The organism is Halomonas sp. CnH100-B, assembly GCF_024124605.1.
Taxonomy (GTDB): domain Bacteria; phylum Pseudomonadota; class Gammaproteobacteria; order Pseudomonadales; family Halomonadaceae; genus Vreelandella.
This window is the reverse complement of sequence record NZ_JAMXRX010000001.1, coordinates 60,125-84,492: the sequence shown is the minus strand read 5'-3', so window position 1 is coordinate 84,492 and position 24,368 is coordinate 60,125. Positions and strand designations below refer to the sequence as shown.

At 56.1% G+C, this 24,368-nt stretch carries 23 protein-coding genes; 2 read left to right on the top strand and 21 right to left on the bottom strand.

The window, feature by feature from the left end; translation table 11 throughout:
* Positions 1-43: 43 nt before the first annotated feature.
* The 19 genes from NH398_RS00360 to NH398_RS00270 form a co-directional block, all read right to left on the bottom strand.
* Positions 44-1,141 carry a chain-length determining protein gene (locus NH398_RS00360; protein WP_253015725.1) on the bottom strand — a complete coding sequence of 366 codons (1,098 nt, stop codon included), beginning with the start codon at positions 1,139-1,141 and terminating at the stop codon, positions 44-46.
* 3 nt (positions 1,142-1,144) lie between these two features.
* Positions 1,145-1,954, bottom strand: a complete 810-nt coding sequence (locus tag NH398_RS00355; RefSeq protein WP_253015723.1) for an ABC transporter permease — start codon at positions 1,952-1,954, stop codon at positions 1,145-1,147.
* A gap of 230 nt (positions 1,955-2,184) precedes the next feature.
* Positions 2,185-3,915: a polysaccharide biosynthesis/export family protein gene (locus NH398_RS00350; RefSeq protein WP_253015721.1), complete on the bottom strand. Its 1,731-nt coding sequence runs from the start codon at positions 3,913-3,915 to the stop codon at positions 2,185-2,187.
* Positions 3,915-4,373 carry a DVU3141 family protein gene (locus tag NH398_RS00345; protein WP_253015720.1) on the bottom strand — a complete coding sequence of 153 codons (459 nt, stop codon included), beginning with the start codon at positions 4,371-4,373 and terminating at the stop codon, positions 3,915-3,917. The genes NH398_RS00350 and NH398_RS00345 overlap by 1 nt, the downstream gene beginning before the upstream one ends.
* A gap of 253 nt (positions 4,374-4,626) precedes the next feature.
* On the bottom strand, positions 4,627-5,886 hold the full coding sequence (locus tag NH398_RS00340; RefSeq protein WP_253015718.1) for an O-antigen ligase family protein: 1,260 nt from the start codon (positions 5,884-5,886) through the stop codon (positions 4,627-4,629).
* A gap of 152 nt (positions 5,887-6,038) precedes the next feature.
* Entirely contained in the window at positions 6,039-7,406 is a 1,368-nt protein-coding gene (locus NH398_RS00335) for an undecaprenyl-phosphate glucose phosphotransferase (protein WP_167520882.1), read from the bottom strand.
* A 54-nt stretch (positions 7,407-7,460) separates the two neighbouring features.
* Positions 7,461-8,549: a glycosyltransferase family 4 protein gene (locus NH398_RS00330; protein WP_253015716.1), complete on the bottom strand. Its 1,089-nt coding sequence runs from the start codon at positions 8,547-8,549 to the stop codon at positions 7,461-7,463.
* Positions 8,546-9,052: a glycosyltransferase gene (locus NH398_RS00325; RefSeq protein WP_253015714.1), complete on the bottom strand. Its 507-nt coding sequence runs from the start codon at positions 9,050-9,052 to the stop codon at positions 8,546-8,548. The genes NH398_RS00330 and NH398_RS00325 overlap by 4 nt, the downstream gene beginning before the upstream one ends.
* The gene (locus NH398_RS00320) at positions 9,049-9,510 is read right to left on the bottom strand and encodes an oligosaccharide biosynthesis protein Alg14 (RefSeq protein WP_253015712.1); all 462 of its coding nucleotides are present in this window, start codon (positions 9,508-9,510) and stop codon (positions 9,049-9,051) included. Before NH398_RS00320 ends, NH398_RS00325 begins: the two co-directional genes overlap by 4 nt.
* Positions 9,507-10,742: a hypothetical protein gene (locus NH398_RS00315; protein ID WP_253015710.1), complete on the bottom strand. Its 1,236-nt coding sequence runs from the start codon at positions 10,740-10,742 to the stop codon at positions 9,507-9,509. Before NH398_RS00315 ends, NH398_RS00320 begins: the two co-directional genes overlap by 4 nt.
* Positions 10,743-10,782: 40 nt before the next feature.
* On the bottom strand, positions 10,783-11,559 hold the full coding sequence (locus tag NH398_RS00310; protein ID WP_253015708.1) for a lipopolysaccharide biosynthesis protein: 777 nt from the start codon (positions 11,557-11,559) through the stop codon (positions 10,783-10,785).
* Between the two features lie 112 nt (positions 11,560-11,671).
* On the bottom strand, positions 11,672-12,991 hold the full coding sequence (locus NH398_RS00305; protein ID WP_253015706.1) for a UDP-glucose/GDP-mannose dehydrogenase family protein: 1,320 nt from the start codon (positions 12,989-12,991) through the stop codon (positions 11,672-11,674).
* 278 nt (positions 12,992-13,269) lie between these two features.
* Positions 13,270-14,343 carry a porin gene (locus NH398_RS00300; RefSeq protein WP_253015704.1) on the bottom strand — a complete coding sequence of 358 codons (1,074 nt, stop codon included), beginning with the start codon at positions 14,341-14,343 and terminating at the stop codon, positions 13,270-13,272.
* A 263-nt stretch (positions 14,344-14,606) separates the two neighbouring features.
* The gene (locus tag NH398_RS00295; RefSeq protein ID WP_253015702.1) at positions 14,607-15,362 is read right to left on the bottom strand and encodes a ProQ/FINO family protein; all 756 of its coding nucleotides are present in this window, start codon (positions 15,360-15,362) and stop codon (positions 14,607-14,609) included.
* Positions 15,363-15,382: 20 nt separating this feature from the next.
* Positions 15,383-15,922 (bottom strand): dihydrofolate reductase, encoded by a 540-nt coding sequence (locus NH398_RS00290; protein WP_253015700.1) that lies wholly within the window; start codon positions 15,920-15,922, stop codon positions 15,383-15,385.
* Positions 15,919-16,737, bottom strand: coding sequence for a thymidylate synthase (locus NH398_RS00285; RefSeq protein WP_253016536.1), 819 nt, complete (start codon positions 16,735-16,737; stop codon positions 15,919-15,921). The genes NH398_RS00290 and NH398_RS00285 overlap by 4 nt, the downstream gene beginning before the upstream one ends.
* A 149-nt stretch (positions 16,738-16,886) precedes the next feature.
* The gene (lgt, locus tag NH398_RS00280) at positions 16,887-17,675 is read right to left on the bottom strand and encodes a prolipoprotein diacylglyceryl transferase (protein ID WP_253015698.1); all 789 of its coding nucleotides are present in this window, start codon (positions 17,673-17,675) and stop codon (positions 16,887-16,889) included.
* Between the two features lie 49 nt (positions 17,676-17,724).
* Positions 17,725-18,522: a sulfite exporter TauE/SafE family protein gene (locus NH398_RS00275; RefSeq protein WP_253015696.1), complete on the bottom strand. Its 798-nt coding sequence runs from the start codon at positions 18,520-18,522 to the stop codon at positions 17,725-17,727.
* The gene (locus NH398_RS00270) at positions 18,519-19,682 is read right to left on the bottom strand and encodes a response regulator (protein ID WP_366069842.1); all 1,164 of its coding nucleotides are present in this window, start codon (positions 19,680-19,682) and stop codon (positions 18,519-18,521) included. Before NH398_RS00270 ends, NH398_RS00275 begins: the two co-directional genes overlap by 4 nt.
* 168 nt (positions 19,683-19,850) lie before the next feature.
* On the opposite strand from NH398_RS00270, the gene NH398_RS00265 reads away from it, so the two are divergent.
* The gene (locus tag NH398_RS00265; RefSeq protein ID WP_253015694.1) at positions 19,851-20,627 is read left to right on the top strand and encodes an NRDE family protein; all 777 of its coding nucleotides are present in this window, start codon (positions 19,851-19,853) and stop codon (positions 20,625-20,627) included.
* Here NH398_RS00265 and ptsP read toward each other — a convergent pair.
* Both ptsP and NH398_RS00255 read right to left on the bottom strand, forming a co-directional pair.
* Positions 20,624-22,885, bottom strand: coding sequence for a phosphoenolpyruvate--protein phosphotransferase (ptsP, locus tag NH398_RS00260; RefSeq protein ID WP_253016532.1), 2,262 nt, complete (start codon positions 22,883-22,885; stop codon positions 20,624-20,626). The genes NH398_RS00265 and ptsP overlap by 4 nt on opposite strands.
* Positions 22,886-22,971: 86 nt before the next feature.
* On the bottom strand, positions 22,972-23,466 hold the full coding sequence (locus NH398_RS00255; protein WP_139527002.1) for an RNA pyrophosphohydrolase: 495 nt from the start codon (positions 23,464-23,466) through the stop codon (positions 22,972-22,974).
* 176 nt (positions 23,467-23,642) lie between these two features.
* Between NH398_RS00255 and NH398_RS00250 the strand changes: the two genes are divergently transcribed.
* Positions 23,643-24,299, top strand: coding sequence for an HAD family hydrolase (locus tag NH398_RS00250; protein ID WP_253015692.1), 657 nt, complete (start codon positions 23,643-23,645; stop codon positions 24,297-24,299).
* Positions 24,300-24,368 lie beyond the last annotated feature (69 nt).

Sequence of the window (24,368 nt, the reverse complement as noted above, 5' to 3'; positions counted from 1 at the left end):
TACGGGGTGGCGGCATCATTCGCCATTCGCCATTCCAAACATCTTAATCGCGGTGGTCTTTGACGATCATGATGAGCATGCTGAGGATAAACGCTAGGAAGATGGTGATGATGGCGAAGACGCTGCTGTTGTAGAGACGGTTGGGCTCTGTTGGGTATTCCGGCATGAGCGGGCTTTGTAGCACGCTGACCTGCTTGAGCTGGCGGGCGGCTTCTAAGCGGGTGTTTTCAAGTGCGGCCAGGGCGCTGGAGTAAGTTTCCTGGGCGAACTGGGCTTGTAGCTCTAGGGTTTCGTACTCGGCAGAGACGCGGTTGAGCGAGTTGCCGGTGGCTTGGGCCAAGCGGTCACGCTGTTCTACGATTTGGTCGCGTAAGGCTTCAATGCTGCGCTCTACTTCGCGTAGCTCGGCCGATTGTGAGCTTTGGAAGCTAGCCAGGGCGTTGCGCTGGGCTTGCAAACGGGCTAGGTCGCCTTCTAGCGTTGCCACGACTTGGTTGATGCTTTCTACCGTGGCGGTGGGCGATACCAAGCCGTACTCATTTTGGAATGCGAGCAGTTCGGCGCGGGTTTCTTCAAAGCGCTCTTCTAAACGCACCATTTGCCGCTCTAAGAAGCGCACTTGTTCATCGGCTAAGCGGTGGCCCATTTCGTTCATGTGGTTTTCGCCAGCTTCCAGCAGCAGAGATGCCATATCGTGGGCGAATTCCGGCGTGTAGCCTTGAACGTAAATATTCAATACACCTGCATACTCATCTAGCTCTACCTCTACCCGACGCAGGTAGTATTCATGTAGGTCTTCGATGGGTACGTTAGGGTCGCGGAGCTTGGCGAAGAAATCGCCGTGTTCGCTGTAGTGTTGGCGAATACCGAGCTGTTCATCCAGCAGGCGCAGCATATCTACCGAGAGTAAGTGTTCACGCAGTAGCAGCAAATCAGCGGTATTGCCCGCCCCGCCCCCCATTAACGATGAAAGGCTAAATTCTGGCGTGGCGACCTGGGGGCTTTCTAATACTACAGTGGCACGGGAGACATAGCGTTCCTCAGCCACTAAAAACCAATAAAAGCTAACCAGTAGGATAGCGATTAAGGCCAACGCCCAGTGCGGCGACTGCTTGATAAAACGGGTAACGGATAGCTGCATGGGTTATTTAGCCTTTAACCTATTAACAAAACGAAGGTGCATTACTAGCCCTAATGCATTCAGGGTTAGCGTTACCAGCCAGAAATACGTCATGCTGGTGCCGTGGATTGTTTTGTAGTTTTCAAAAAAACCTAAACGTAATGTTTCTAATGCGTGTGGAATAGGGTTTAGCATCAAGTATTCCAACAGCCAGTGTGGCAATTGGTTAAGCGGAAACATCACCCCAGATATAATAAGCAGCGGTAGGGATAGCATTCGAACAATCCTGCCAATTTCAGGAATCATTGTCGCTAGCACCGATGTAACCAATCCAAGGCCTATCCCAAGGCTCCACAGCGATAACCAGGCACCTGTTGCACGAATGGCGTTATCTGGGTACATATCCAACCCCAGCATTAAGCCACCCACAATAAACAGGAAAAAAATAAACGTGCGAATCATCCCTTCTAGGAAATTGCGCACTAGTACAGGATCGACTGGCTGCACCTGACGATAGGCAAATAGTGCGCTATTGGCATCGATAGCTCCCATTCCGCGAAGCATGCCCTCACGCACTAAAAAAAAACCCATCATCCCTGCAATCATCCAGGGAATAAAATCAGCATTAGCAATCAGTTTATCGCCACGCACAAAACTTCGAATGCCCACCATGATGGCAATGAACGCCGCTGGCTCAAAAATCATCCAGAACCAGCCCATGCGGTCACTCATGGTGCGGGAAATGGCTTCCCGCATGAACATGGCGTACCACACGCTGCGGGTGACTTGCCAAGGGGTGCGCGCCCCTTTCGGGGCGCTGTGTGTGTTATTCATGATGCCGTTTCTTTTGAAAAGAGCGTGATGAAATCAGTTGGATGGCGTTATTGCACTGGTCAGTGATATCGCATTTAGCGGCGGCGTTAGGGCGGCTGGCGCCGCCCTTCGGGCCGGGCCGCCGCTGCGGTGCCTCTTTCGCTCGTTGCTCTCGCTCAGTCGTTACGCCGCGCTACGAGATACTGCCTTCACTACTCACCACTTACTATTCACTATTTATCAACCACCCATCACAGATCCACTGCCACGCGGGTGGCTACGGCCACTTGGTAGAGGATTTGCGTAAGCGTGGCGGCTAGCTGCAGGTTGTGGGTGGGCGCTTCTGGCATCACGAGGATTTCATCACCTGCGCGTAGCGGGGTGTTGCGGGCGTTTTCCACCGCGCCGTTTTGGCGAACCAGCAGGATGTGGTCGTCGTCGGCGCGCTGGGTAAAGCCACCTGCGCTTTCAATGTAGTCGATCACGCTCATGCCGGGGCGATACACCGCTGCTTGCGGTACCAGTACTTCCCCGCTAATCAGGATGGAATCGCTGATTTCAGGAATGGTGATCACATCGCCATCTTGCAGGCGAACATCGGCAATGCGGTCGTTGTAGGCCACTACCAACCGGCCGCTAGGCTCTAGCTCGCGGGCGCGCTGAACGAAGTTTTGGATCAGCTCAGCTTCTTGAGCACGAATTTGCGCTTCTTCGTTGGTGCCAGATTCTGCGCTTAGGTAGGTGGTTTCCAGGCGGCGCAGGCTATCTTCCATGGATTGCTGTTGCTGCTGTTTCACACTTTCACGCTGTAGCGAAATGCTTTCCACGGCGGTCATGTTTTCCGGCACGGGAATGGCATCCAGCAGTTCGCTTAGGCGCGCATCGCGGGGTAGTGCAAAGCGTGACGGGCCGTAGTAGCTACCCTCTACTTCTACCACGATGGTTTCACTGCGCTGGTCGGCGCTAAACACCACTTCATCGCCGCTGCGAATGGTTTGAGTGTAGAACTCGTTCAGTGGGAAATACTGGGCCATGGGGCCATCGGAACGGTTGCCACGCAGCAGTACATGGGAGACGCCACTTCTTAGGCGGGCAAGCTCTACCAGTTCCGCACCGCTTAGCTGGTTGCCAATAAGCTCGTAGCGGTGTTCACGGTGAACATCGCCTACTACGGCAATGGCCGGGCCGCGCTCTTCTACCACAATGGTGTCGCCATCCTGGAACTGCGGGCGGGCAATGCTGCCATTGATCAGGAAGTCGTAGAGATCCACCGTGGCGACGGTTTGGTCGTTGCGAATCACGCGGATTTGGCGATAGCTGCCCAGGTCTTGATCAATACCGCCTGCCTGGTCCAGGAAGTAGAGCACGGAGTCGTTGGGGGTGCCTGCGTAGCGGCCGGGGTTTTCCACGTAGCCGGTGACGAACACGGCCACAGGCTGCACGCCCTGTACGTTGGTGTAGACCTGTACGTTTTCGGGGTACACCGAGGTAATCGCGCCGCGCACGCGGCTATCAACCTGCTGGCTGTTTTGGCCTTCTACATTGAGCGGGCCTGAGCCGGGAATAAAGATATTGCCCTGGGCATCCACCGGCAGCACGCGATCAAACTCGAACGCGCCCCAGGCACGCACAGTGATCTGGTCGCCGGGTTTTACTTGGTAGTCGGCATTTAGGCCATCGCCCATCGCCCCGCGAAAGCCGCCGGTAAACAGGTTGGCACCAAAGGGCGGCAACGCATCGGGGTTTTGCTGGGGCTGGTTTGCTACCGGGCCGTAGGTACCGCTACGCCAATCGGCGCGGGGGGTGTCGTTCACTTGCTCGACGGGCTGCTGGCTGGCTTGGTCTTCCGGCAGAATGGTATTGGGCAAGCTAATGCTTTGTGCCCAGGTTGCGCTGCTGGCGGCAGTGCCCAACAAGGCTAGGGATAACACCGCTACCGGGCGCGTGAGAGAAAGCCGTTTCATTACGCGTTGTAAACTCATTAATAGCGCCCTTGAGAGGTCCCTTGAGACATAGAGGATGGCGTTGTCAACGACATCGCCCCTTGCTGGCTTTCTGGCAGCAGCATGCGCTGGTTCACCCAGCCGTTAGGCGTTGCACAGGTAAGCGCTGTACGGGCGGCACCGCTGCCCTGCTCGATGACGCGCAGCTTACGGCACTCTCTACCGCTAGCGGCCAAATAGGGCGCATCTGCCACAATTTCGACGTTATCGCCCCAGGGACTTTGTACTAGGTTAAGTACGGCACCGGCAGGCGCTTGAGCGAGAAAGCCGTTGAGATTTTCATCTTGCAGCGGCTTGGCAGAGTCGCTGCCTAGCACGTACTGCACCTGCTGCTGGTTGCCGCTGGGGTACGTGGCGCAGCCGCTAACCACGGCAACGCTTAACGCTGCCAACAGCATGCGAGCTGGCCGCGCTATAAAAAATGGGGAGTTTGACATAGTGATTTCCAATAAAAAGGCACGCTACCGCCCAGGGATTGTAACGGGCGCATTCCCTTGCCCTACGCTGTGCGGATGAAATGTAATGAACCTGCGCTATTAAAAAGCACCCGGCATTGTAAGGGATTAACTGCTAAGGCTCTACGTTGACAAGGCTTGTACAGATAATTAATTCTATTTAGCCGTCAAGCAATCAACGGCTTACATAAAAAAATCGGCCCTATGGCCGATTTTTCATCTATCGATAAAACGATTAGTTAATGGTATCCGCCGGTTGGGCCGAGTAAATTCCCCAAAGCACCGTTAGCATGAAGGCATACATCATCACGCCGCTATTGTGCTCCAAGAACACTTGAGTCAAACCAAAGTCCATGAACGTCACGGGAAGCAACACTCCCGCAGTGGCTACGGCTCGCGTGGCTAGGTCGTTAGCCTGCAAGTGGCGTGCAAAGAGACGCATGGGCACGAGATAAAGCGCCAGCAGTACGGCCAGCCCCACTCCCCCCCGCTTGGCGAACGCATCGATGAACTCGTTATGGGCATGCCCATACTGGGCGGCTTCAGCGCTGATGACCCCCGCCTCGCCGAAGTCGGCCATTGCTTGGGCGTAACCATTGCTCCCCCATCCGGTGAGGGGTTTTTCTTGAATGAGCTGGGAAGCACCGCGCCACATTTCGAACCGTGAGCCTACCGAGGTCGAGCGGTTTTCGCCGGAAACGTACAGTGCCACATCGCTAAAGGCTTGATGAACACGCTCTTGCACACCGATTTGCGGTACGGCATACACCGTTACCCCACCTAACATGACAGCCGCTAACGCGGCCGCCTTCAGTTTGGTCGAAAGCTGGGTACCATAAGCCCGGTAGAGCACCAGTAGTACGATAGGAAACCCTACCCAACCGCCACGGCTGCCTGAGAAGAGCGAGCCCAATACACCCCCTGCCGCCCCCGCTAGGAGCAGCGCTACCCAGATACCGCGATGGCGCTGAATGACGGCCCATCCCAAGCCCGCCATGCACAACACGCCTAGCAGCATGCTGAGATTGCCAAACTGGATGACATGGGTATGACCCTGGGCGCGCCCAACGCCTTCGACGAGCTTTTGCCAGCCACCCCAAGCACCCGCACTGATGCCACCCAGCGCTATGCCACTCCATAAATAGGCGAGCTTAGGTGGGTACCGCAGCACCCATAGCAGGGCGGGAATGGCCAGGATGAAACGGCTGGGCTTATCGAACCCTCGGCTGCCTTGGCCATCCCACCAGGCCTCCAGCATGCTGACCAACGCGTAGGCCACCAGCGCGGCGATGACCCAAAAATCGTGCTTGGTCAGCGCTGGCAGGCGACGGGTGATAAGTAGCCCGCAACCAGCCAGAAAGAGAATGACTGCGCCGATGGAGTAGCCACTAGGAAGGATGAGGCAGACGGCCGTCAGTAGAAAAACCGCCATACTCGAGAGCTGACTGGGCAGCTCGGCGGTTTTGTTCGTGGCAGCGTGGGAAGGGTACGTCATTGAAATGCGGGTCCTGGCAACAGTGAAGCACGTTAGTCAGGCAAGCGCCTGAAAAGTGCCATACTATCACACCCCTGACACACCCCACTCACGTGCTGATTCGCTACCACGAACGCGGATTCGTTTCATTTTCAACGACGTTGCAACTCCGTCTAATAAGCGTTTTTGTTAATGAAACCTTTGAAGACGGTGAGCACGATGATTTTCAAATCCAGCCAAAGCGACCAGTTGTCGATGTACCACAGATCGTACTCGACCCGCCGCTGCATCTTTTGCAGCGTATCGGTTTCTCCGCGCAGACCGTTGACCTGGGCCCAGCCGGTAATACCTGGCTTCACCTTATGACGGCGCATGTAAGACTCCACCAGTTCTTTGTACTGCTCGTTATGGGCCAGTGCGTGTGGACGTGGTCCGACGATAGACATGCGCCCTTGCAGCACGTTGTAAAACTGGGGCAGCTCATCCAGTGAAGTGCGCCTTAAAAAGGCACCGATCGGCGTGATGCGACTGTCGTTCTTTTTGGCTTGGGTCACTTGGCCGGCCTCTTCTTGGTGAACACGCATCGAGCGAAATTTATACACCTTGAAGCGACGCCCGTTGGAGCCCTCGCGGTGCTGTTTGAAGAGTATCGGTCCTGGTGAGGTGAGCTTGATAGCCAGCGCAATGCCCAGACACACCGGCAAAATCATGATCGAGATGAGCGTACCAATGATGATGTCTTCACTACGTTTGACAAAGCGCGACATACCGCTCATGGGCGACACGCTCAGGTCGATCGCGTAATGCCCGGCCACTTCGCTCATACGGTGGTTGAGCAGATGCATTTCTTCGAACGCTGGGATAAAACGCACTTCGGCGGTGTGGTTACGAAGCGCAAAAAACAGCGACCGTACGACGTGCCCCATCTCGAAGGGCACACAAATCCATACTTCGCGGGCATTCGAACGGCTGATGCGCCGGACGATGCGCTCGATGCACTCCTCGTTGACCTGTTCTTTGATACGCTCGACGCCAGCAATGGTATGCCCTTCCCAAGCGGCACTACGAATGCCCTCCGCTACGCCCAATACGTTGGTAGCCGGGCCTATCAGGAAGACCGGGCGCCGTGCACCGCCTCTCAGACGCACGTGCTGTAAGGCAAGCTGTACCAGTAACCGCGCGCCGCCTGCGACGAGAAACGAAACTGCGAGCGTCAAACCGATCCAGAGCCGAGAGTAACGGTTGGCAGCGTGAGCAAAGTAGATGAGTGACGCAGCCGTGATGCCGACAGCCACCCATACCAGCAGCAGTTTGCCTAACATCTGCCCGACGGGCGTAATACGCCAACGACGATAGCTACCGGACATGCTATTGATCACCAGCACCAGTAAACCGATGCAAATAAGCGCGAGCACGTAGCGCTCGTGCAGGTGAAATGAGCCAAACCGCATCCAGTGCGCTAACCAGCCACCCGCAAAAATTGCCAGTACATCAAAAAAGGGGAACACCACCTGAGGCGGGAAACGTTCTGAAAACGTCATGGTTTTTGGCTTACCCATTGCAGCCACCCGTTTCGCATCCATTCATCAACATGTTCATTCGCTTTGCTGCCGACTCAAAATATCGTTCACTCCTTGAGTGAACACCTGCTGGTCGCTAAATCGATGGCGTACGTTTTTGGCCTGCGCGCTCAACGCTGCCCGCTCGGCTGCGGACAGCGTATGGAATGTTCCAATGGCCGCGACCAAACCATCGACGCCACCTTCATAAAAGTACCCGTTCTTGCCCTCTTGAAGATACTCCTGGGCGGCGTGCAACTGCGCGCTGGCAATGACCGGGATACCACAGGCCAAGGCCTCGACAGCTACCAACCCAAAGCTCTCTCGTAACGAAGGAAATACGAAGACGGAAAAATCGGACAGCACCTCCGGCAACTGCTCTCTAGGTAATGCGCCTTTGAACGTGGTGATATCGGCTACGCCGAGCTGCCGCGCCAACTGCGCTAGGGCTGCTCGCTGAGAGCCATCTCCCACTAGCACCAAACGCTTGTTAGGGATGTCCAGCTTAGCGAAGGCTTCCAGCAGCGTTTGGCAGTTCTTACCTGGCTCTAAGCGAGATACACAGCCCACGATAAAGGCATCATCGGGGGCTGGTTCGTAGGCGCGCAGCGGAGCTGCAAATAGCTCGCCGACGCTGTCTGGATAGACTTTGATGATGCGCGCCAATGGCACCTTCAACTGCGCATGGATTTCATGCCGAAAATGCTCCGAAGGCGCAACGCACAGGTCGACGCTACTTTTTAGCCGATCGAACAGCCCACGAAACACGCTAGAACCGGCAATCTGCGCCAGATCCGTCCCGTGGAAACGCAGCACTAGATAAAAGTGCTTGGGTTTCATTAGGGCCAGTAGGTAAAGCAGCGGCAAAAAATAGACCGGATAGTGAACCTCTAGCAGCGTCCCTGCTGGCTTGTTGCGTAGCGAAAGCGCGCAGCGTATCAGTAAGTCGGTATACAGCCTGATTTTGCTGAGCTTACTGGTGGGCTTTTCGCGGATGGCCACCCGCTCTACGTTTTCGCTGCCCAACGCTTGCCGCCACGCCTGCTCGGTCGATTTGACGAAGGTGCCATAATGCGGGGCCGCGTGGGTGGGGTACAGGTTCGTCCATAACAATAGACGCTTCATGAGGCGCGCCCTTTCAATCCAAGATGCTCGGCAATACGCCGACCTAGCGCGTTGTCTTGGCTTGTTCGTTCGAGTGGTTCGGCACCAACAGGCGCGTGGACCAAGGCATCCAACGCATTGAAAAGAGCCTGCTTATCCTCACAAAACGCCAGTGACGGGTATTGGCCGGCAAATGCCTGAGCCGTATCGCGCTGGTGGTCGTTACGATGCTCGCCTAACGCGTATTGACGGGGCATAAACACGCCACGTTTGCCGTGGTCGAGGCAGGACAGAATACTACCCATCCCAGCGTGCGAGACGATGCCCTGCGCTTGGCAAAACCAATGATAGTACTCATCGCTCGAGAGCGTTTTGAAAAGCTGCATGTCAGGGTAAACAAAACGGCTATCTTCGCCTACTTGCGCAACGACTTTGCCTGAGTAGCCGCGCTGGTCGCGCCACTCTGCGAAGTGTTTCAGCAAGCGGTCGAAAGGTAGCTGGGTGCCGACGGTAATGAAGATCATAGGACTTTCCCCCAGTAGCGCACGCGCTTGTCCTTGGCCGCCAGATGTTCCCATTGGGTTAGGCAAACATCGCAAAAAAAGCGCGCTATCTTGCCTGAAAAAGAGAGCTGCTGATAATTGGCCATGCTGTCGACCCAAATGACCTGCTTACCCATCACTTTCGCTAGAAAGCAGAGCAGCAGGCCTGGCAGTGCTCCAGTGGAGATCACCACATCTGGCTTGGCCGCTCTCAACACTCTGACGGATTGCCACAGCGCCGAGCACAGCGCCTTGATGCCGCTACCCCGGTGTATGTTTGGGCAACAATGCGCCGGGGTATCCTCCACGACGAGTCCGGGCTCCGTACTGGCAAAACTAAACGCCACGTTATGTTGCTCGGCTTCTTGCGCAAGCTGGGCGTACAGCCGCTTGAGCTGTATGAAATGGCCTCCAAAAGAGCCTACTAACAGAATGTTCACGCTTCCTCCTTGAAGGTCGGCAGCCGGGTTTTGAGTTGATAGAGGTAGCCGATCAGTAGCGCTGTTGCGCTTGAGGCAATACCTGAATTGACGACGTGTCCCGCCGCAAGACTCACCCCAATGACCGTGATGATGAGCAGCCAAAAGCTCATGCCGTACCTTGGCTGGCGCTTGAGTAGCTGTGTAGCCCAGACGGCCCCTAGCAGCCAAGGCAGGTAAAAGAGTACGCCACCTATGACGCCAAAGCTGATGAAGACATCGATCAGATCTATCTCTACCAGAGAGCCCCGCACGGCCAGCAGGTGATCGACGCCTACACCAAACAGCACATCCCAAAACCCAAAGGGTACGACGACCAGCTCGACGGCTTCACCTAAAAACGAGAGTCTTCCGCTCAGCAAAGCTCCCCAAAAGCCGCCATGCAGCTTGTAGAGAAAAAGCATTCGATCCAACAGCCCGGCGGCTTGAATGAATTGGTAGCCGAAGGCGATGACTGCCGCGCCACCCACCAACGTGATCAAGTACACGGTGGGGATGCGCCTTACTTTGAAGTAGCCATTGTGGATCAGTGCGAATACGAACACCATGCAGATCCCCAGCATGGCTACTTTGGTGGCTTTCATCAGGAAAAACAGCAGGAATAGACCAAACACCAACGCCAGGCTTCCAGCGCCACGCGTTTCGGCCAAGCGAAACAGCACGATACTGGCCGACGCGAGCATCAAATAGCTCATTTCATTGCCTGCGATGATGAAACCTTTTCCACCGATCCCCCCGGCATACTGCGATTCGCCAACGCCTAACACGCCCAACGAGACGTTCACAGACATGACGATGAAGTAAAACAGCATCAGTCCTGCCAGTTTTTGCAGGCTCCAAAAACCCTCTGACTGCTTGGCCTCGCCTACCAAATAGAACAGCAGTGCTAAGGTCAGCAACCCCCGCACCGCCCAAGTAACGCTTTCTATCGCGTGCCCATAGTTCATTACCTGATAGAACAAACACAGGACCATTAGCGCTGCGTAAAGCAGTAGATATAAAAACTGCTTCACGTGATAGATCATCAGCACGACCAATAGCACAACGAACCCCAGCGTTTTGTATGGCGCGGAGATGCTGGGCAGCGATACGCTTTGGTAATAGAGATAGCCGTTGAGTGTATCGACCAACGGCCATGCCATGAGAAAACATAGCAACAGCAAGTCGATACACCGTTTTAGTTTCATATCCATCGCTGGCTCCGGCGGCAATGAGTGCGTTAACGCCCTCTCATTACTGGGCGCGCCGATAAGCAGCTGCCACTTGCGTGACGAATACGCTGAAGACGGCGGCTAAAGGTGCCAATAGCAGTGCCACGAGCACACCGAATGCCAGAATAAAAGTTTTGCCGATCCCCACCGGTTCGAGACTTTGCACGGCGAGTTGGGTGGAGTCACCAGGATTGATGCTCTCGATACGACGTTCGAGTTGCAGCGTTTTCTCGAAGAAAGAGGCTTCCAGCTCGCGTGCGCTTTCGCTGCTGGAGGCCCGAGCAGCCTCTAGTGCTTGCGAGTACGCTTGCTGTTGGGCCTCGAGCCCCGCCATTAATTCTTCTACCAGTTGCTGCTGATCTTGCTTGATGGCGTTTACCAGCCCTTCGTGAAACTGTTCGATCATGGGCTGGTGAAGCTCTTCCGATTCGCTGAGAATACGTAGCAACAACGTATTACTGGGGTTCGTCACATCGATATCGAATGGAATTCCTTCTACGCTTTCATCTTCCAGTAGTTGCCTACGTTGCTGCTCGATGAAGACGTTTTCTAATTTGGCGATGACTTCTTCAGGCGTTTCGAGCCCTTCTCGCTCGCCATCCAACGTTTCATAAGACGCCACCGCGTACATGGTGGCAAAGCCATATTTGACCGGTTTTAACCAAAGAGCAGCCAGCGTCAGCAGCATGACACACGCTATGCAGGCCAGCATGATCTTCCACTGTTTCAGCAGAAGCACGACGAACCCTACCAGCGTCATGTCTTCTGGCGTGGTCGCCCCACTTACCTGTGAGTCCATTCCTTCCCCCCTCATTCCTACTCTCCATTCATCGCATCAATATGATTACAGCCGGTCTTTTGCGTTTTATTGCCGAGCATTCCCATCAGGCACTCGGCTTTATTATCTTGGGTTAGCGTCCCACGCCGTAATACGTAATGCCTCTTTTCGACATACGCTTTGGATCGAACAAGTTGCGACCGTCGACGATCACCGGTTGAGATAGCGTTGCTTTGATCAACTCAAAATCTGGCGCTTTGAAAGATTGCCAGTCGGTCACGATCACTAGAACATCAGCATTTTTTAGCGCGCCTTCTTTCGTTCCACACAGGGTTAAATCATCACGATGGCCATAAATCCGCTGCGCTTCTTCCATGGCTTCAGGATCGTACGCCTGTACTTTAGCGCCCGCCTGCCATAAAGATTCCATGACTACACGGCTGGGCGCTTCACGCATATCATCGGTATTCGGTTTGAATGCAAGCCCCCACAACGCCACTACTTTGCCTTCCAGTGCGCCGTCGAAGTGGCGATGAATTTTTTCAAACAGAGTGTTTTTTTGCAGTTGGTTACGTTCTTCGACCGCTTTTAGCACTTTGGCATCGAAGGCGATACTTTCAGCCGTGCGTATCAGCGCCTGCACGTCTTTTGGAAAACAGGAGCCTCCGTAGCCCGCGCCAGGATATATAAAGTGGTAGCCAATACGAGGGTCGCTGCCAATACCTTGGCGCACCATTTCAATGTCGGCGTCCAAGCGCTCGGCAAGATTCGCCATCTCGTTCATGAAGCTGATCTTCGTAGCCAGCATGCAGTTAGCCGCGTACTTCGTTAGCTCGGCGCTACGCACGTCCATGGTGATGATTTTGTCATGGTTACGGTTAAACGGTGCGTAGAGCTCACGCATGATATCGATGGTTGCATCGTTCGTAGTGCCAATGATGATACGGTCAGGCTTCTTGCAATCGGCTACCGCACTTCCTTCTTTCAAAAACTCAGGGTTGGATACCACGTCGAACGACAGATTTGTTTGCCGTTTGGCTAACACTTCTTCTACCACGGCAGTCACTTTATCCGCCGTGCCGACGGGCACCGTGGACTTGTTGACGATGACCACCGGTTTTTCAATATGCGTCGCGATGGTCTCGGCTACCTTCAGAACGTATTTCAAATCGGCGCTGCCATCTTCGTCTGGTGGCGTGCCAACCGCGATGAACTGTACCTCTCCGTGCTTGACGCCTTCTTCAGCCTGGGTGGTAAACGTCAGCCTACCTGCTGCGTAGTTCTCTTTGACGAGGGCTTCGAGCCCTGGCTCATAAATAGGAATGACACCCTGCTCTAAACGCGCGACTTTTTCAGCATCGACATCGACACACACGACGTTGTGACCCACATCCGCCAGAACGGCACCTTGCACCAGCCCTACATAGCCTGTTCCAAACACGGTTACGTTCATACTTTCCCTATCAACTCACATAGTTCGTTAATGAACACAGCCGGACGCGGTGTTTTCAAACATCGGCTGGCAGCGATAAACGTTGGCTATCATACCGTTTATCAGCAACGCTGTAATGCTATGCCAACTTTTGTGATGGTACAGCTTGATTGTCAGGCACAGACATCTCGCCAGCGAGATGAATTTTCTAGTTTTTAAGCATAAAAAACCGGCCCCATGAGGGGCCGGTTCATTATCTACTACAGGAGTTACAACTTTAAGCTTGGTTTAACCAAGGCTTAGAAGTGGTAACGAGCACCTGTCAGGTAGTACAGGTCATCGCCGTCAGCATTGATTTCAGAGTTAGTGCCATCCAGTGTTACGTTGATGGACTGCTGATCAGGCTGCTGCAGCTCTAGGAATACGTCAAAGTTGCTGGAAACTTTGTAGTAAGAACCCAGGGCCCAAGAAGTACGGCTGTCAGCACCTTGGCCATCCGGATCTACGTCGTAGATGTCACCAGTGAAGGCCCAGGGACCAGTGGTGTAAGTAGCACCCAGACCAACTTTGTCGAAACCACCGCCAACTTCATCGCTGTGTTCACGACCTTCGTAGCCCAGACGTACAGAGAACTGATCGTTCACGTCGTAAGAACCGATCAGGCCGCCCAGCAGTTCGCCGTTGCCGCCGCCGTTACCAGAGTTGTTCGGGTCAACGCGACGTACGTCTTCAACGAAGCCCAGACCTACAGTGAACGGACCTTGCTGGTAACGAACACCACCTTGCGGTGCAATGACGGTACCTTCAGCATTCGGGGCAGACTCGCCACGTACGCTGTAGTGTTTCAGCTGCAGGAATGCAGTGAAGCCTTGCAGGTCAGGCGTGTAGTAACCGATGGAGTCACCACGTGACTGTTTGCGGTGGCCAGCAAACTCCAGACCACGGTCGATGTACACGTCGAACGGCAGAGTTACGAACTGGTTGTAGAAGCTGTCAAAGTTACCAGCTTGGAACGTACCGTACTGCTTGCTCTGCAGACCGATGTAGCTCTGGCGAATTTCGTTGAAGCCACCGTCGGTGTCGTTCTCGTCACCAGTGAAGCGCCACTCCAGACGACCGAAAGCGGTCAGGTCGGAAGTTACTTCCTGGCTCATGCGGAAGCCCAGACGAGAATAAACGTCTACGAACTCTTCGCCGTTGTCTTGGAAGTTGCCGTTGGAGTCATACTCCGGGCCGCCACCAGCAACGCCCATGGCGATACGGCCATAAACGTCCAGTTTGGTGCCGTCTTGGTCATAAACGGTCGCTGCTTGAGCGGCAGCGGAGGCGCCCAGGGCACCAACAATAGCAGTCGCTAAAAGTGTCTTTTTCATGATGTAGGTTCCTTAACTAGCTTACTGTTTCGATCGTTATTACTGGCCTTCAAAGAAGCCAGTAAGTGGCTTGCGGGCCATGCTCTTTTTCTCATCCACCGGTTTTTCCCGGTGGTATGCGACATGTCCTCAACAAAGCCTTGTTATAGTCCAATGCTCGCAGGTCAAACTCTATACCGGGATTCCAGGGAACGCAATAGAAAAAAACAGTGTTTTTTTACGATTTGTGTTTTTTTATGGAACCCACAACACGGCCTCGGGTCTCAGCGACCTTCGAATTTTTGCTGCAAGCCTTTTAGTTTCTCTTCCATGCTAAGCGGCTTTTTCTGCTCGATTTTTTCGGACGCTACTGGTTTTGAAGCAGGCTGTTGGTCGTGTCGATGTGGCTTTTCAGCCCTGGCCTTCGTTTTATTAGCGCTGCTTTTTGCAGGGGTGGCCGAGCGGTCAGACGCATTTTTCGTGGGCGACTCGTGTCGACGCTCACTGGCATGTTGCGCAGCTTCTTTATCCACTTTACCCGCAGGCTGACCGTCTAAATCGACACGTTCGGCCCCTTCGCGCATGGATTTGATATAGCGCGGTAAATTGACGTAGTTGGCCAGCGCGCGGCGAATCAACTTGCCAGACCAAGGTTCGCGTTCGGCCAAATCTTGGTGAATGCCTACCTTCAAGGGCTTGGTATGCCCTTTAAAGAAAGCATTCGGGTAGCGCTGATACCACTGTTTCAGCAGCGCTTGCGGCGAAGGTGGTGTGGTGGGCGTGTCAGGCGCATCTGGCTCTGCCGAGCTGGTAGCGCTCGGCGCTGGCTCAGGCAGTGATTGGGAAGCATGACTATCCGCTGCCGAGCGCTCTGTTTCAGCGGCGAGCATAGGGGCAGGCGTTTCTGGAGCGTGAGCCGTCAGTGCCGCGAGTTGTTGCTTTAACTGCTGATTCTCCTCGCGCAGCGCAGTGAGTTCGACATTTTTTTGTTCGAGCCGTGTTTCTAACGTTTCTAATAGATGCAGTACGCTGGCGGCCATAACCCCCTCCTTTGACCTGATCAGTCGCTGACGCGCTCGTACACAACGAAGTCGTAGTTCGGCTGCCCTTCCGCTGGCTGGCCGGGTACACGCTGGACTTCTCGCCACTCGTCCATGGAAAACTCGGGGAAGTGGGCGTCGCCCTCGACCTCGATATCGACTTCCGTGATGTAGAGACGTTGTGCAAACGGTAAAGCTTGACGATAAATCTCGCCGCCACCCATGACCATGACTTCTTCCGCCGCCTCGATGGTCGCCTGCTGATCGGCCAGCGCTAACGCAGCGGGCAGTTCGTGGCATACGCGCGTGCCTTCGGCGCTAAAATGGGTATCCCGAGTGACCACGATATTGAGTCGGTTAGGCAGCGGCTTACCGATGGAAGCATAGGTTTTGCGCCCCATAACCAGCGGCTTGGCCTGTGTCATGCGTTTGAAAAACTTCAAATCTTCGGGCAAGTACCAGGGTAGCTTGCCATCGACGCCGATGACGCGATTCTTGGCCATGGCGACGATCATCGCGACGGGCACCAGCGATTCATAAGCGGTGGCTTGCTGACTCATACGGCTACCTTTGCTTTGATATGCGGATGTGACTCATAGCCTTCGATCTGAATATCATCGAAAGTGAAGTCGAAGAGGTTTTTGATATCGGGATTGAGCGCCAGCGTAGGTGGCGCCATGGGCGTACGGCTGAGCTGCTCTTGAGCCTGTACGAGATGGTTGCTGTACAGGTGCGCATCCCCTAGCGTGTGCACGAATTCGCCCGGTTTTAGCCCTGTGACCTGGGCCACCATGCTAAGAAGCAGCGCGTAACTGGCGATATTGAAGGGCACGCCCAAGAAGATATCGGCACTGCGCTGGTATAGCTGGCACGAGAGCCGACCGTTGGCGACGTAGAACTGAAACAGGCAGTGGCACGGCGGTAGCTTCATTTCATCGACTTGGCCAGGGTTCCATGCGGATACGATCAACCGACGCGACTGCGGATTCGTGCGAATCTGTTCGAGCACATTGGTAATTTGATCGACACTGCCGCCGTTGGGATTTGGCCAACTGCGCCACTGGTAGCCATACACGGGCCCCAGATTGCCGTTTTCGTCGGCCCACTCGTCCCAAATACGCACACCGTTCTCTTTGAGGTACCCAATGTTGGTATCCCCTTTCAGAAACCACAAAAGCTCGTGGATGATGGAGCGCAAATGCAGCTTTTTCGTCGTCAGCAGCGGGAAGCCGCGTGAGAGGTCAAAGCGCATTTGATGCCCAAACACCGAGCGCGTCCCCGTACCGGTGCGGTCGCCACGGTCAACGCCCTGCTCCAGCACGGTACGCATCAGATCTAGGTAAGGCTGTTCAAGCGCAGGTAACGTTGATGTCATGGCAGGCGTGGGCGTTGTTGCAGTCACAGAAATTCCAGATTAACAGCGAATGTGGGGCTGTATTCTAGGCCGCTCGCCGCTGATTGGCTACCAACGAGAGCGCGCCCCCACCATTCACCATTCACCATTTACCATTTACCAATTACCAATTACCACTTCGCATCCACAGGCTGATGACGCGACCACGCCATGAACACCACTCCTAATGCAATCATGGGTAACGTAAGCAGCATGCCCATGGTGACCCAGCCGAAGGCGATGAAGCCGATATGGGCATCAGGCATACGAACGAACTCGACCAAGAAGCGGAACACACCGTACCCCAGCAGGAAGAGGCCGGAGATGAAGCCACGCGAGCGCGGCTTGGCGGAAACCCACCAGAGAATGGCGAATAGCACCACCCCCTCTAACAGCGCCTCATAGAGGGCCGAGGGATGTCGTGGTTCTGGCCCCATACCCGGAAAGGGCATACCCCAGGGTAGCGAGGTGATGCGCCCGGGTAGCTCATGGTTGATGAAGTTACCGATACGTCCCGCCCCCAGGCCAATGGGCACGAGCGGCGCGATAAAATCGGTCAGCGCGATGAATGCCAACTGTTTGCGACGTGCGAAGAGCCACGCAGCCAGCAGTACGCCCATCAAGCCACCGTGGAAACTCATGCCACCGTCCCAAACGCGGAAGATCCAGAGCGGGTCGGCCAGCCACTGCTCTAAGCCGTAGAACAGGGCATACCCTAAGCGCCCACCGGCGACCACGCCAATGGCACAGTAGAAAAGCAGATCGCCGATATCGTCTTTGGTCAGCCCAAGCCGTGGGGCGCGTTTGCACCCTAGCCACCAAGCGGCCACGAAGCCGACGACGTACATGAGGCCGTACCAATGTACCTGCAACGGGCCGAGGGAAATCGCGACAGGATCTATCGTTGGGTAGTTGATCATTCACTTTCTCTATTCGAATAAAAGAAATGCCGCCACTTGCCACAGCGGGTTACGCCAGTATGAAGCGTAACCCCACCACGGCGAGCAGCGCAGCAAAGCAGTAACGAAGCACATGGGCGGGCAGCACGTGCGCCAAACGCACGCCGAAGCGGGCGAAGGGCACACTGGTGACGACGATGCCAATGAACGCAGGCCACATCACGAACCCGGTAGCCCAGGGCGGCAATAAAGGGTTGCCCCAACCCACCACGACGAACGTGACGGCCCCCACCGCCGCTATTGGTAAGCCACAGGCGGCAGAGGTTCCCACCGCTTGTGTCATGGTGGCACCACAGCGTGAAAGCCAGGGCACGGTCATCGCGCCACCGCCGATACCAAATAGCGCAGAAATGGCTCCCACCACACCTCCCGCCACGGTCATGGCGACCTTGCCAGGGGCCAATGTGCCCGGCTTGGGCGTCAGCCCCATGAGCATTTTGGTGGCGAGCAGGAGCACGAACACGCCGAATAAGGTGCCTAGCACGGTGCCCGACAAATTACCGGCGATGAAGACGCCCGCAATGGCCCCCAACATCAACCCGGGTAGCAGCGCTAAAAACCACGCACGATGTACGCTGCCTTTACGGAAGTGGCCTAGCGCAGAGGACGCCCCCGTCACGACAATGGTGGCCAGCGAGGTGCCCACTGCTAGGTGCATGGTGATCTCGGGGGAAATGCCCTGTAAGCCGAAAGCAAATACCAAGACGGGCACAATGATGATGCCCCCACCCACACCGAACAAACCGGCCATGGTGCCCGCCGCGGCACCTAGCAATAAGTAACTGGCCAAAATGGCTGCAAAGGTCATTCGTTGGGCTTCTCCAGGGCGTTAGGCAGCCATTTTTTGATCATGCCGTGCAGGGTATCGGGCTGATAAGGTTTGGCGAGGATATCGTCGAGCCCTGCGTTCGCACAGGTGTCTTTGCCCGCGTTATCGGCATTGGCCGTCAGGGCGATCATGACGCTGCGATTGGAGGAGTGCTGCGCTTCGTACTGTCGCCAGCGGCGGGTGGTTTCCAACCCATCCAGGGTGGGCATGAAGATATCCATGAACACCAAGTCATAGAAAGCCGACTGCTGACGCTCCAGTGCCTGCTCGCCGCTACTGACTCCCTCTACCTGAAGCCCTTGCGACTCCAGCATTTGCCGCGCCAGCATCAGGTTCACGGGGCCATCATCGACCACCAACACCCGCGGACTTTGCTCATCGGAAATGGGTAGGTCGTAGGTATTGGCCTCGTTCACGCTCTGTTGCACGAAATTCGCCAACAGCGAGCGAATATCCGCCAGCCGCTCGCGAACGTGGGTGACGTTCTGTCGACAGGCATCGGACGCCTCGTCGGTCAGCATGGTGCCCAGATGATCGAACAGGCTGTCGGCTTCACGCTGCATGAGCGTCAGGTAGCCAGACTTTAGACGCGACTCCTCTCGGGCGCGCTCTCTTCCCGCCATGAGGTGCTTTAGCTGCTTTTGCTGGTGGTGCAAGTCTTCCAAGAGGGCCTGATCGGACTTGGGCTGTTCAGTGGCTTCCCCAGCCACGTGGCCATTTTTCTCTAACGCGCTCACCAAGCTCGCCAATTGATCGTTGGCGCGAGTCAGCCGTTTGAGCGGGCGCTCGTGGCTCTCTTCGTTCAACAACAGCGGGGCATGGGGCATCATCCCCTGTTGAAGCGTATCGATATGGCGCTCCAGCTCGTTGAGACCTTGCACGAACAGCGCGTCTTTAAACTTGGCGCGCGCTTTGATTAACATTAAAAACGCGCCGACGTTGAGGCAGCTACCCAATAGCAGCGTCAGCGTGAGCCACAGCGTGGTGGTCCATGACGCTTGACCCGGTGACATCAGCCAAATCACGGCCCCCACCGACACGCACAGCAACACCAATGCGGCTTGAACAAGAAGCAGGGGCCATAACACCGGCCAAATGACGGCATTCCAGAAGTGCTCTCGCTGATAGCGTTGCATCATTCTCGACTTCCTAGTTGGCAGAAGGCAGCATGCCCCTTACGTGTAGGTGGTTCACGTGGATGACCCGCGTTTCACTGCTAAGTGTACGTCGACACCGCACCCCTGTCATGCCACGCGCTCCCACCACTTCAACCAGGCGGCACGACGACTGCCGATCAAGGGCTATGTATGTGTTTAATGACCTTTCATTGGGCGCCCGGTAGCGCGACTCCGCTCCGCTTAGCAGGCAATCGCGATGAGTTTCATGCGCGCGCCACGGCTCCGCTAAGCGCTTGGCAGGACCTCCCTCTATGCGGAGGCCGCGATTTGGAGGCGGGGGGTACGTGGCTGGCAGCCAATCGGCGTGGCGTGATAGCAGCGCTCACCAACGTCCGCGACACGCGCTTGAAGACGCCCGACAGCGCTCCCAGCCGGGGCGAATTAGTTGCGGGCGTGCTCACCGCCGACGATCCGGCAGAGTGGCTCAAGGCGCTGGCTGGTCACCATGCCGAGCGCTACGCAGGCTTCAATTTACTGGTCGCCACGACCCGCCACTGCTGGCACCTGCACCGAGGTTACGGGGGCGTATTGCTGTCGCAAGTTGCCCCTGGGGTTCATGGGCTTTCGAATGCTAGCTTGAACACGCCATGGCCCAAGCTCGAGGCCGTGCGGCAGGCGCTTGCAGGGAACGAGGCGCGTCACTGGCGGCGTCACACCGGTCACGCACTACACGATCCTGCGTTGGCCGAGCCAGCTCTCTTACCGGATACCGGCGTTGGGCTCGCACTCGAACACCAGCTGTCGGCGGCGTTCATCGTGGGCGCGCAGTATGGTACGCGCGCCACCACATGGCTGACGCTGAACGCCCTGGGCAATGCCACTCTCACCGAGCAGCGCTTTGGGCCGCTCGGCCGCTTTCTGGGCGATACCACATTGACGGCCTTGAACGAGCGAGCCGTGCCCTAATCCCGAGGAGGCAACAGATGCGACAGCTGCCACTCATCCAGTCGTTTATTCAGATGCTCGTGGACTCGGGCAGGCGTATCAAGCTGCATGATCTCTTTCAGCAGCGTTTGCGCATCCGTCAGGGAGACCCGACGAATTGCGGCACGCACTTTTGGCAGGCTGGGGGCGTTCATGGAGAGGCTGGTGAAGCCCATGGCCATCAAGAGCAGTGCGCCCGCCGGGTCACCCGCTAACTCACCACACAGCGATATGGGTTTGTCGAGCCGTTTGGCATCTTGGGCGAGTTCTTGCAGCGCCCCCAGCAGCGCTGGGTGAAGCGCATCGTACAAGCTGGAGACGCGGGGGTTGTTACGGTCGACCGCCAGCAGGTACTGCGTTAAATCGTTACTCCCCACCGAGAAGAAATCGACACGCTTGGCCAGCGCGTCCATCTGGTAGATGGTGGCCGGGACCTCGATCATCACGCCCACTTTGGGGCGCTCGACGCTAATGCCCTCCTCGCCTAACTCCAAGATGGCGCGGTCGAGTAGACGAATGGCTTCATCCACTTCCTCGACGTTGGTGATCATGGGGAACAGGACATAGAGATTGCCCAAATCGTGCGAGGCTTTGAGCATGGCGCGTAGCTGCACCATCAATACTTCGGGGTGATCCAGGGTCACCCGCATGCCCCGCCAGCCCAGAAACGGGTTGGCTTCCTCGATGGGAAAGTAGGGCAAGTCTTTGTCGCCACCGATATCCAGCGTACGCATCACGACCGGCAGAGGCGCAAAGCCCTCCAACTGCTCGCGGTACATACGCATTTGCTCTTTCTCACCGGGGAAGCGCTCGGTGATCATGAACGGCACTTCGGTGCGGTAGAGCCCTACTCCGCCAATCCGGCTCTTGAGCAGTGCAGAGGCGTCCACTGCCAAACCGGTGTTCACCATCAGCGGCATCTCATGGCCGTCGGGGGTTTTGCTGGGGAGGTCTTGCTCGTGCTCCAGTACTTCGCTGAGCACTTTCTCTTCGGCAATCAAGCTGGCGTAGCGGGTTTGCAGCTCGGCAGCGGGGCGAACGAACAAGCGCCCCCGATGCCCATCGAGCACCACGGGCGCGCCATTAAGACGCGGCAGCGGCAAATCGACCATGCCCAATACGGTGGGAATGCCCATGGCACGGGCCACGATCGCCACGTGAGACGTACTAGAGCCGCGAACTGAGACGAGGCCTTTGAGCTTGTCGCGAGGTACTTCCCCCAGCATGGCCACACTGATTTCATCACCGACCAGGATGGCATTATCCGGATAGGTTTCAGGCGTGGAGGGCGTATCCTCCTGCAGGTGCGCCAGCACGCGGCGGCCCAGGTCGCGGATATCTGCCGCCCGCTCGCGAAGGTAGTCGTCATCGACGCGTTCAAGATACTGCACATGGCGGCGGACGACATCGGCGAGCGCCCCCGGCGCCCACTGCCCTTCACGAATACGCTTCTCTACCTCTTCGGAGAGCGCGGCTTCGCCCAGCATTTGCTGGTATACGTCAAACAGCGCCAGCTCCTGGGATGAGATCCGGTTGACCAAACGCTCCGCTGCCGCACGAATTTCATCGCGGGTTTTGCCGATGGCCTCTTTTAGGCGGGCAATTTCGTACTCTTGATCGCTGGGAATCAGGTCAGGAACGCTGTTGAGGTCGGCAGGCGGTGTGATCACCACGGCTTCGCCCATGGCCATACCGGGTGACGCCGCGACGCCTTTGAACATGGCTTGCCCGCCGGGCAGCGCCGGGCGCGACAGGTTGCCCGTAGCTAACGCATGTGCCAGCACACCCGCCAGTTGGGCGGCCATGGTCACCAAAAAGGCTTCGTCTTCATCGTCGTAGCGACGCTTTTCCGCCTGCTGCACCACCAGCACGCCGAGCATGTGGCGCTGGTGGATGATGGGCACGCCTAGAAAGCTGGAGTAGCGCTCTTCACCGGTGGCTTCGAAGTAGCGGAAATGGGAGTGCGATTGGGCATCTTCCAGGTTGAGCGGTTCGCTTCGCTTGGCAACCAGGCCCACCAAACCCTCGCCCAAAGGAAGTACCACACGCCCAACCGCTTGGGTACGCAGGCCGATGGTTTCCATGAGCACGAGCGACTCCAGCTCTTTATCGTAGAGATAAAAGGAGCACACATCGGTCTGCATGGCTTTGCGTATGCGGCGAACCATGGTCGACAGCGCGGCGTCGAGGTTTCGTGCGCCATTCACTTCTTGAATAACGCGTCGCAGCACCTCAAGCATGGACGTTTTACTATTCACTATTATCTGCCTCGCTGAGGGATTGTCCGGCTGGCTACCACTGCACTTACCCTGCAGTGATACGCGCGTTATCCTTCGTCATCTTGTGCCAAGCGCTGCACGCGCGGAGAAAGCTCCCTGAGTGCGCGCCGATAAACCTCGCGTTTGAACGGCACTACTTGCCCAAGCGGGTACCAGTAGCTCACCCATCGCCAACCGTCGAATTCCGGCTTGGGCGTGGCCGTCATACAGATCCGGTTTTCTTGGCAACGAATTTTGAGTAAAAACCACTTCTGCTTCTGGCCGATACAGACCGGCCTTGAGTGGGTACGAATCATGCGTCGTGGCAGACGGTAGCGCAGCCAGCCCCGGGTGCAGGCGACAATATCAACATCGTCGGCGGTTAGGCCGATCTCTTCGTGAAGTTCACGAAAAAGCGCTTGTTGTGGAGTCTCGCTTGCTTTGATGCCTCCCTGGGGAAACTGCCACGCATTTTGCCCTACACGACGCGCCCAAAGCAGCTGCCCCTGGCTATTGGCAATGATGATGCCAACATTGGGGCGAAAGCCGTCAGCGTCGATCACGGACATCACCTTCATAAATTTTCAGTTGTCCCCATTTTTCCACAAGGGAGACAACCGTATCAATACAATATAACGCTAAGTGGTTAAACCTAGGTGACTCTGCGATAATCCGGCGCTTTGTGTCCCACGACCAACGTCCACTATTCACCACCAACCGTAACCATAAGGGGAGCGCCGTGAGTCTGGCCATTTTCGATTTGGACAATACGCTGCTATCCATCGACAGCGACCATGCCTGGGGTGAGTTCTTGCTGGAACAGGGGGCGGTGGACCCCGTCGCGTATCGCGAAGCCAACGAACGTTTCATGGCCGATTACAATGCGGGCACGCTGGACATGGCGGCGTTTTTGGAAATGGCGCTCAAGCCGTTGGCCGATAACAGCCCCGAACAGCTAGCGGCGTGGCACCAGCAGTTCATGGCCAGCAAGATCGAGCCGCACATTCTACCCAAAGCCGAAGAGCTGCTGGCTCGGCACCGTACCAAAGGCGATACGCTGCTGATCATTACCGCCACCAACCGTTTCATCACCGGCCCCATCGCCGAGCGCCTGGGCGTGGATGACCTGATCGCCGTAGAACCCGAAATGATCGACGGCCGCTATACCGGACGTGTCGATGGCGTGCCCAGCTACCGCGAAGGCAAAGTCACTCGTTTACAAGCGTGGCTGGAAGCTCAAGATCTCACGATGGACGGCGCGTGGTTCTACAGCGACTCCCACAACGACCTCCCGCTGTTGGAAAAAGTCGAGCACCCCGTCGCCGTCGATCCCGACGACACCCTACGCCAAGTGGCTGAAGAGCGAAACTGGCGGATTATGAGCCTGCGGGATTAATTGATTAATGAGGCTAACAAAAAAACCCCGCAAGACATCTTGCGGGGTTTTGCGTGACTAACCGCTTGT

Excerpts from the sequence above, each read along its gene's own strand:
- NH398_RS00295 (WP_253015702.1), bottom strand. The coding sequence starts at position 15,362 with ATGGCCGCCAGCGTACTGCATCTATTAGAAACGTTAGAAACACGGCTC.
- NH398_RS00330 (WP_253015716.1), bottom strand. The coding sequence starts at position 8,549 with ATGAAGCGTCTATTGTTATGGACGAACCTGTACCCCACCCACGCGGCC.
- NH398_RS00360 (WP_253015725.1), bottom strand. The coding sequence starts at position 1,141 with ATGCAGCTATCCGTTACCCGTTTTATCAAGCAGTCGCCGCACTGGGCG.
- NH398_RS00350 (WP_253015721.1), bottom strand. The coding sequence starts at position 3,915 with ATGAGTTTACAACGCGTAATGAAACGGCTTTCTCTCACGCGCCCGGTA.
- NH398_RS00310 (WP_253015708.1), bottom strand. The coding sequence starts at position 11,559 with ATGGACTCACAGGTAAGTGGGGCGACCACGCCAGAAGACATGACGCTG.
- NH398_RS00345 (WP_253015720.1), bottom strand. The coding sequence starts at position 4,373 with ATGTCAAACTCCCCATTTTTTATAGCGCGGCCAGCTCGCATGCTGTTG.
- NH398_RS00335 (WP_167520882.1), bottom strand. The coding sequence starts at position 7,406 with ATGACGTTTTCAGAACGTTTCCCGCCTCAGGTGGTGTTCCCCTTTTTT.
- NH398_RS00355 (WP_253015723.1), bottom strand. The coding sequence starts at position 1,954 with ATGAATAACACACACAGCGCCCCGAAAGGGGCGCGCACCCCTTGGCAA.
- NH398_RS00275 (WP_253015696.1), bottom strand. The coding sequence starts at position 18,522 with ATGACCTTTGCAGCCATTTTGGCCAGTTACTTATTGCTAGGTGCCGCG.
- NH398_RS00285 (WP_253016536.1), bottom strand. The coding sequence starts at position 16,737 with ATGACATCAACGTTACCTGCGCTTGAACAGCCTTACCTAGATCTGATG.
- NH398_RS00300 (WP_253015704.1), bottom strand. The coding sequence starts at position 14,343 with ATGAAAAAGACACTTTTAGCGACTGCTATTGTTGGTGCCCTGGGCGCC.
- NH398_RS00270 (WP_366069842.1), bottom strand. The coding sequence starts at position 19,682 with ATGATGCAACGCTATCAGCGAGAGCACTTCTGGAATGCCGTCATTTGG.
- NH398_RS00265 (WP_253015694.1), top strand. The coding sequence starts at position 19,851 with ATGTGTTTAATGACCTTTCATTGGGCGCCCGGTAGCGCGACTCCGCTC.
- NH398_RS00305 (WP_253015706.1), bottom strand. The coding sequence starts at position 12,991 with ATGAACGTAACCGTGTTTGGAACAGGCTATGTAGGGCTGGTGCAAGGT.
- NH398_RS00290 (WP_253015700.1), bottom strand. The coding sequence starts at position 15,922 with ATGAGTCAGCAAGCCACCGCTTATGAATCGCTGGTGCCCGTCGCGATG.
- NH398_RS00340 (WP_253015718.1), bottom strand. The coding sequence starts at position 5,886 with ATGACGTACCCTTCCCACGCTGCCACGAACAAAACCGCCGAGCTGCCC.
- NH398_RS00315 (WP_253015710.1), bottom strand. The coding sequence starts at position 10,742 with ATGGATATGAAACTAAAACGGTGTATCGACTTGCTGTTGCTATGTTTT.
- ptsP (WP_253016532.1), bottom strand. The coding sequence starts at position 22,885 with ATGCTTGAGGTGCTGCGACGCGTTATTCAAGAAGTGAATGGCGCACGA.
- NH398_RS00325 (WP_253015714.1), bottom strand. The coding sequence starts at position 9,052 with ATGATCTTCATTACCGTCGGCACCCAGCTACCTTTCGACCGCTTGCTG.
- lgt (WP_253015698.1), bottom strand. The coding sequence starts at position 17,675 with ATGATCAACTACCCAACGATAGATCCTGTCGCGATTTCCCTCGGCCCG.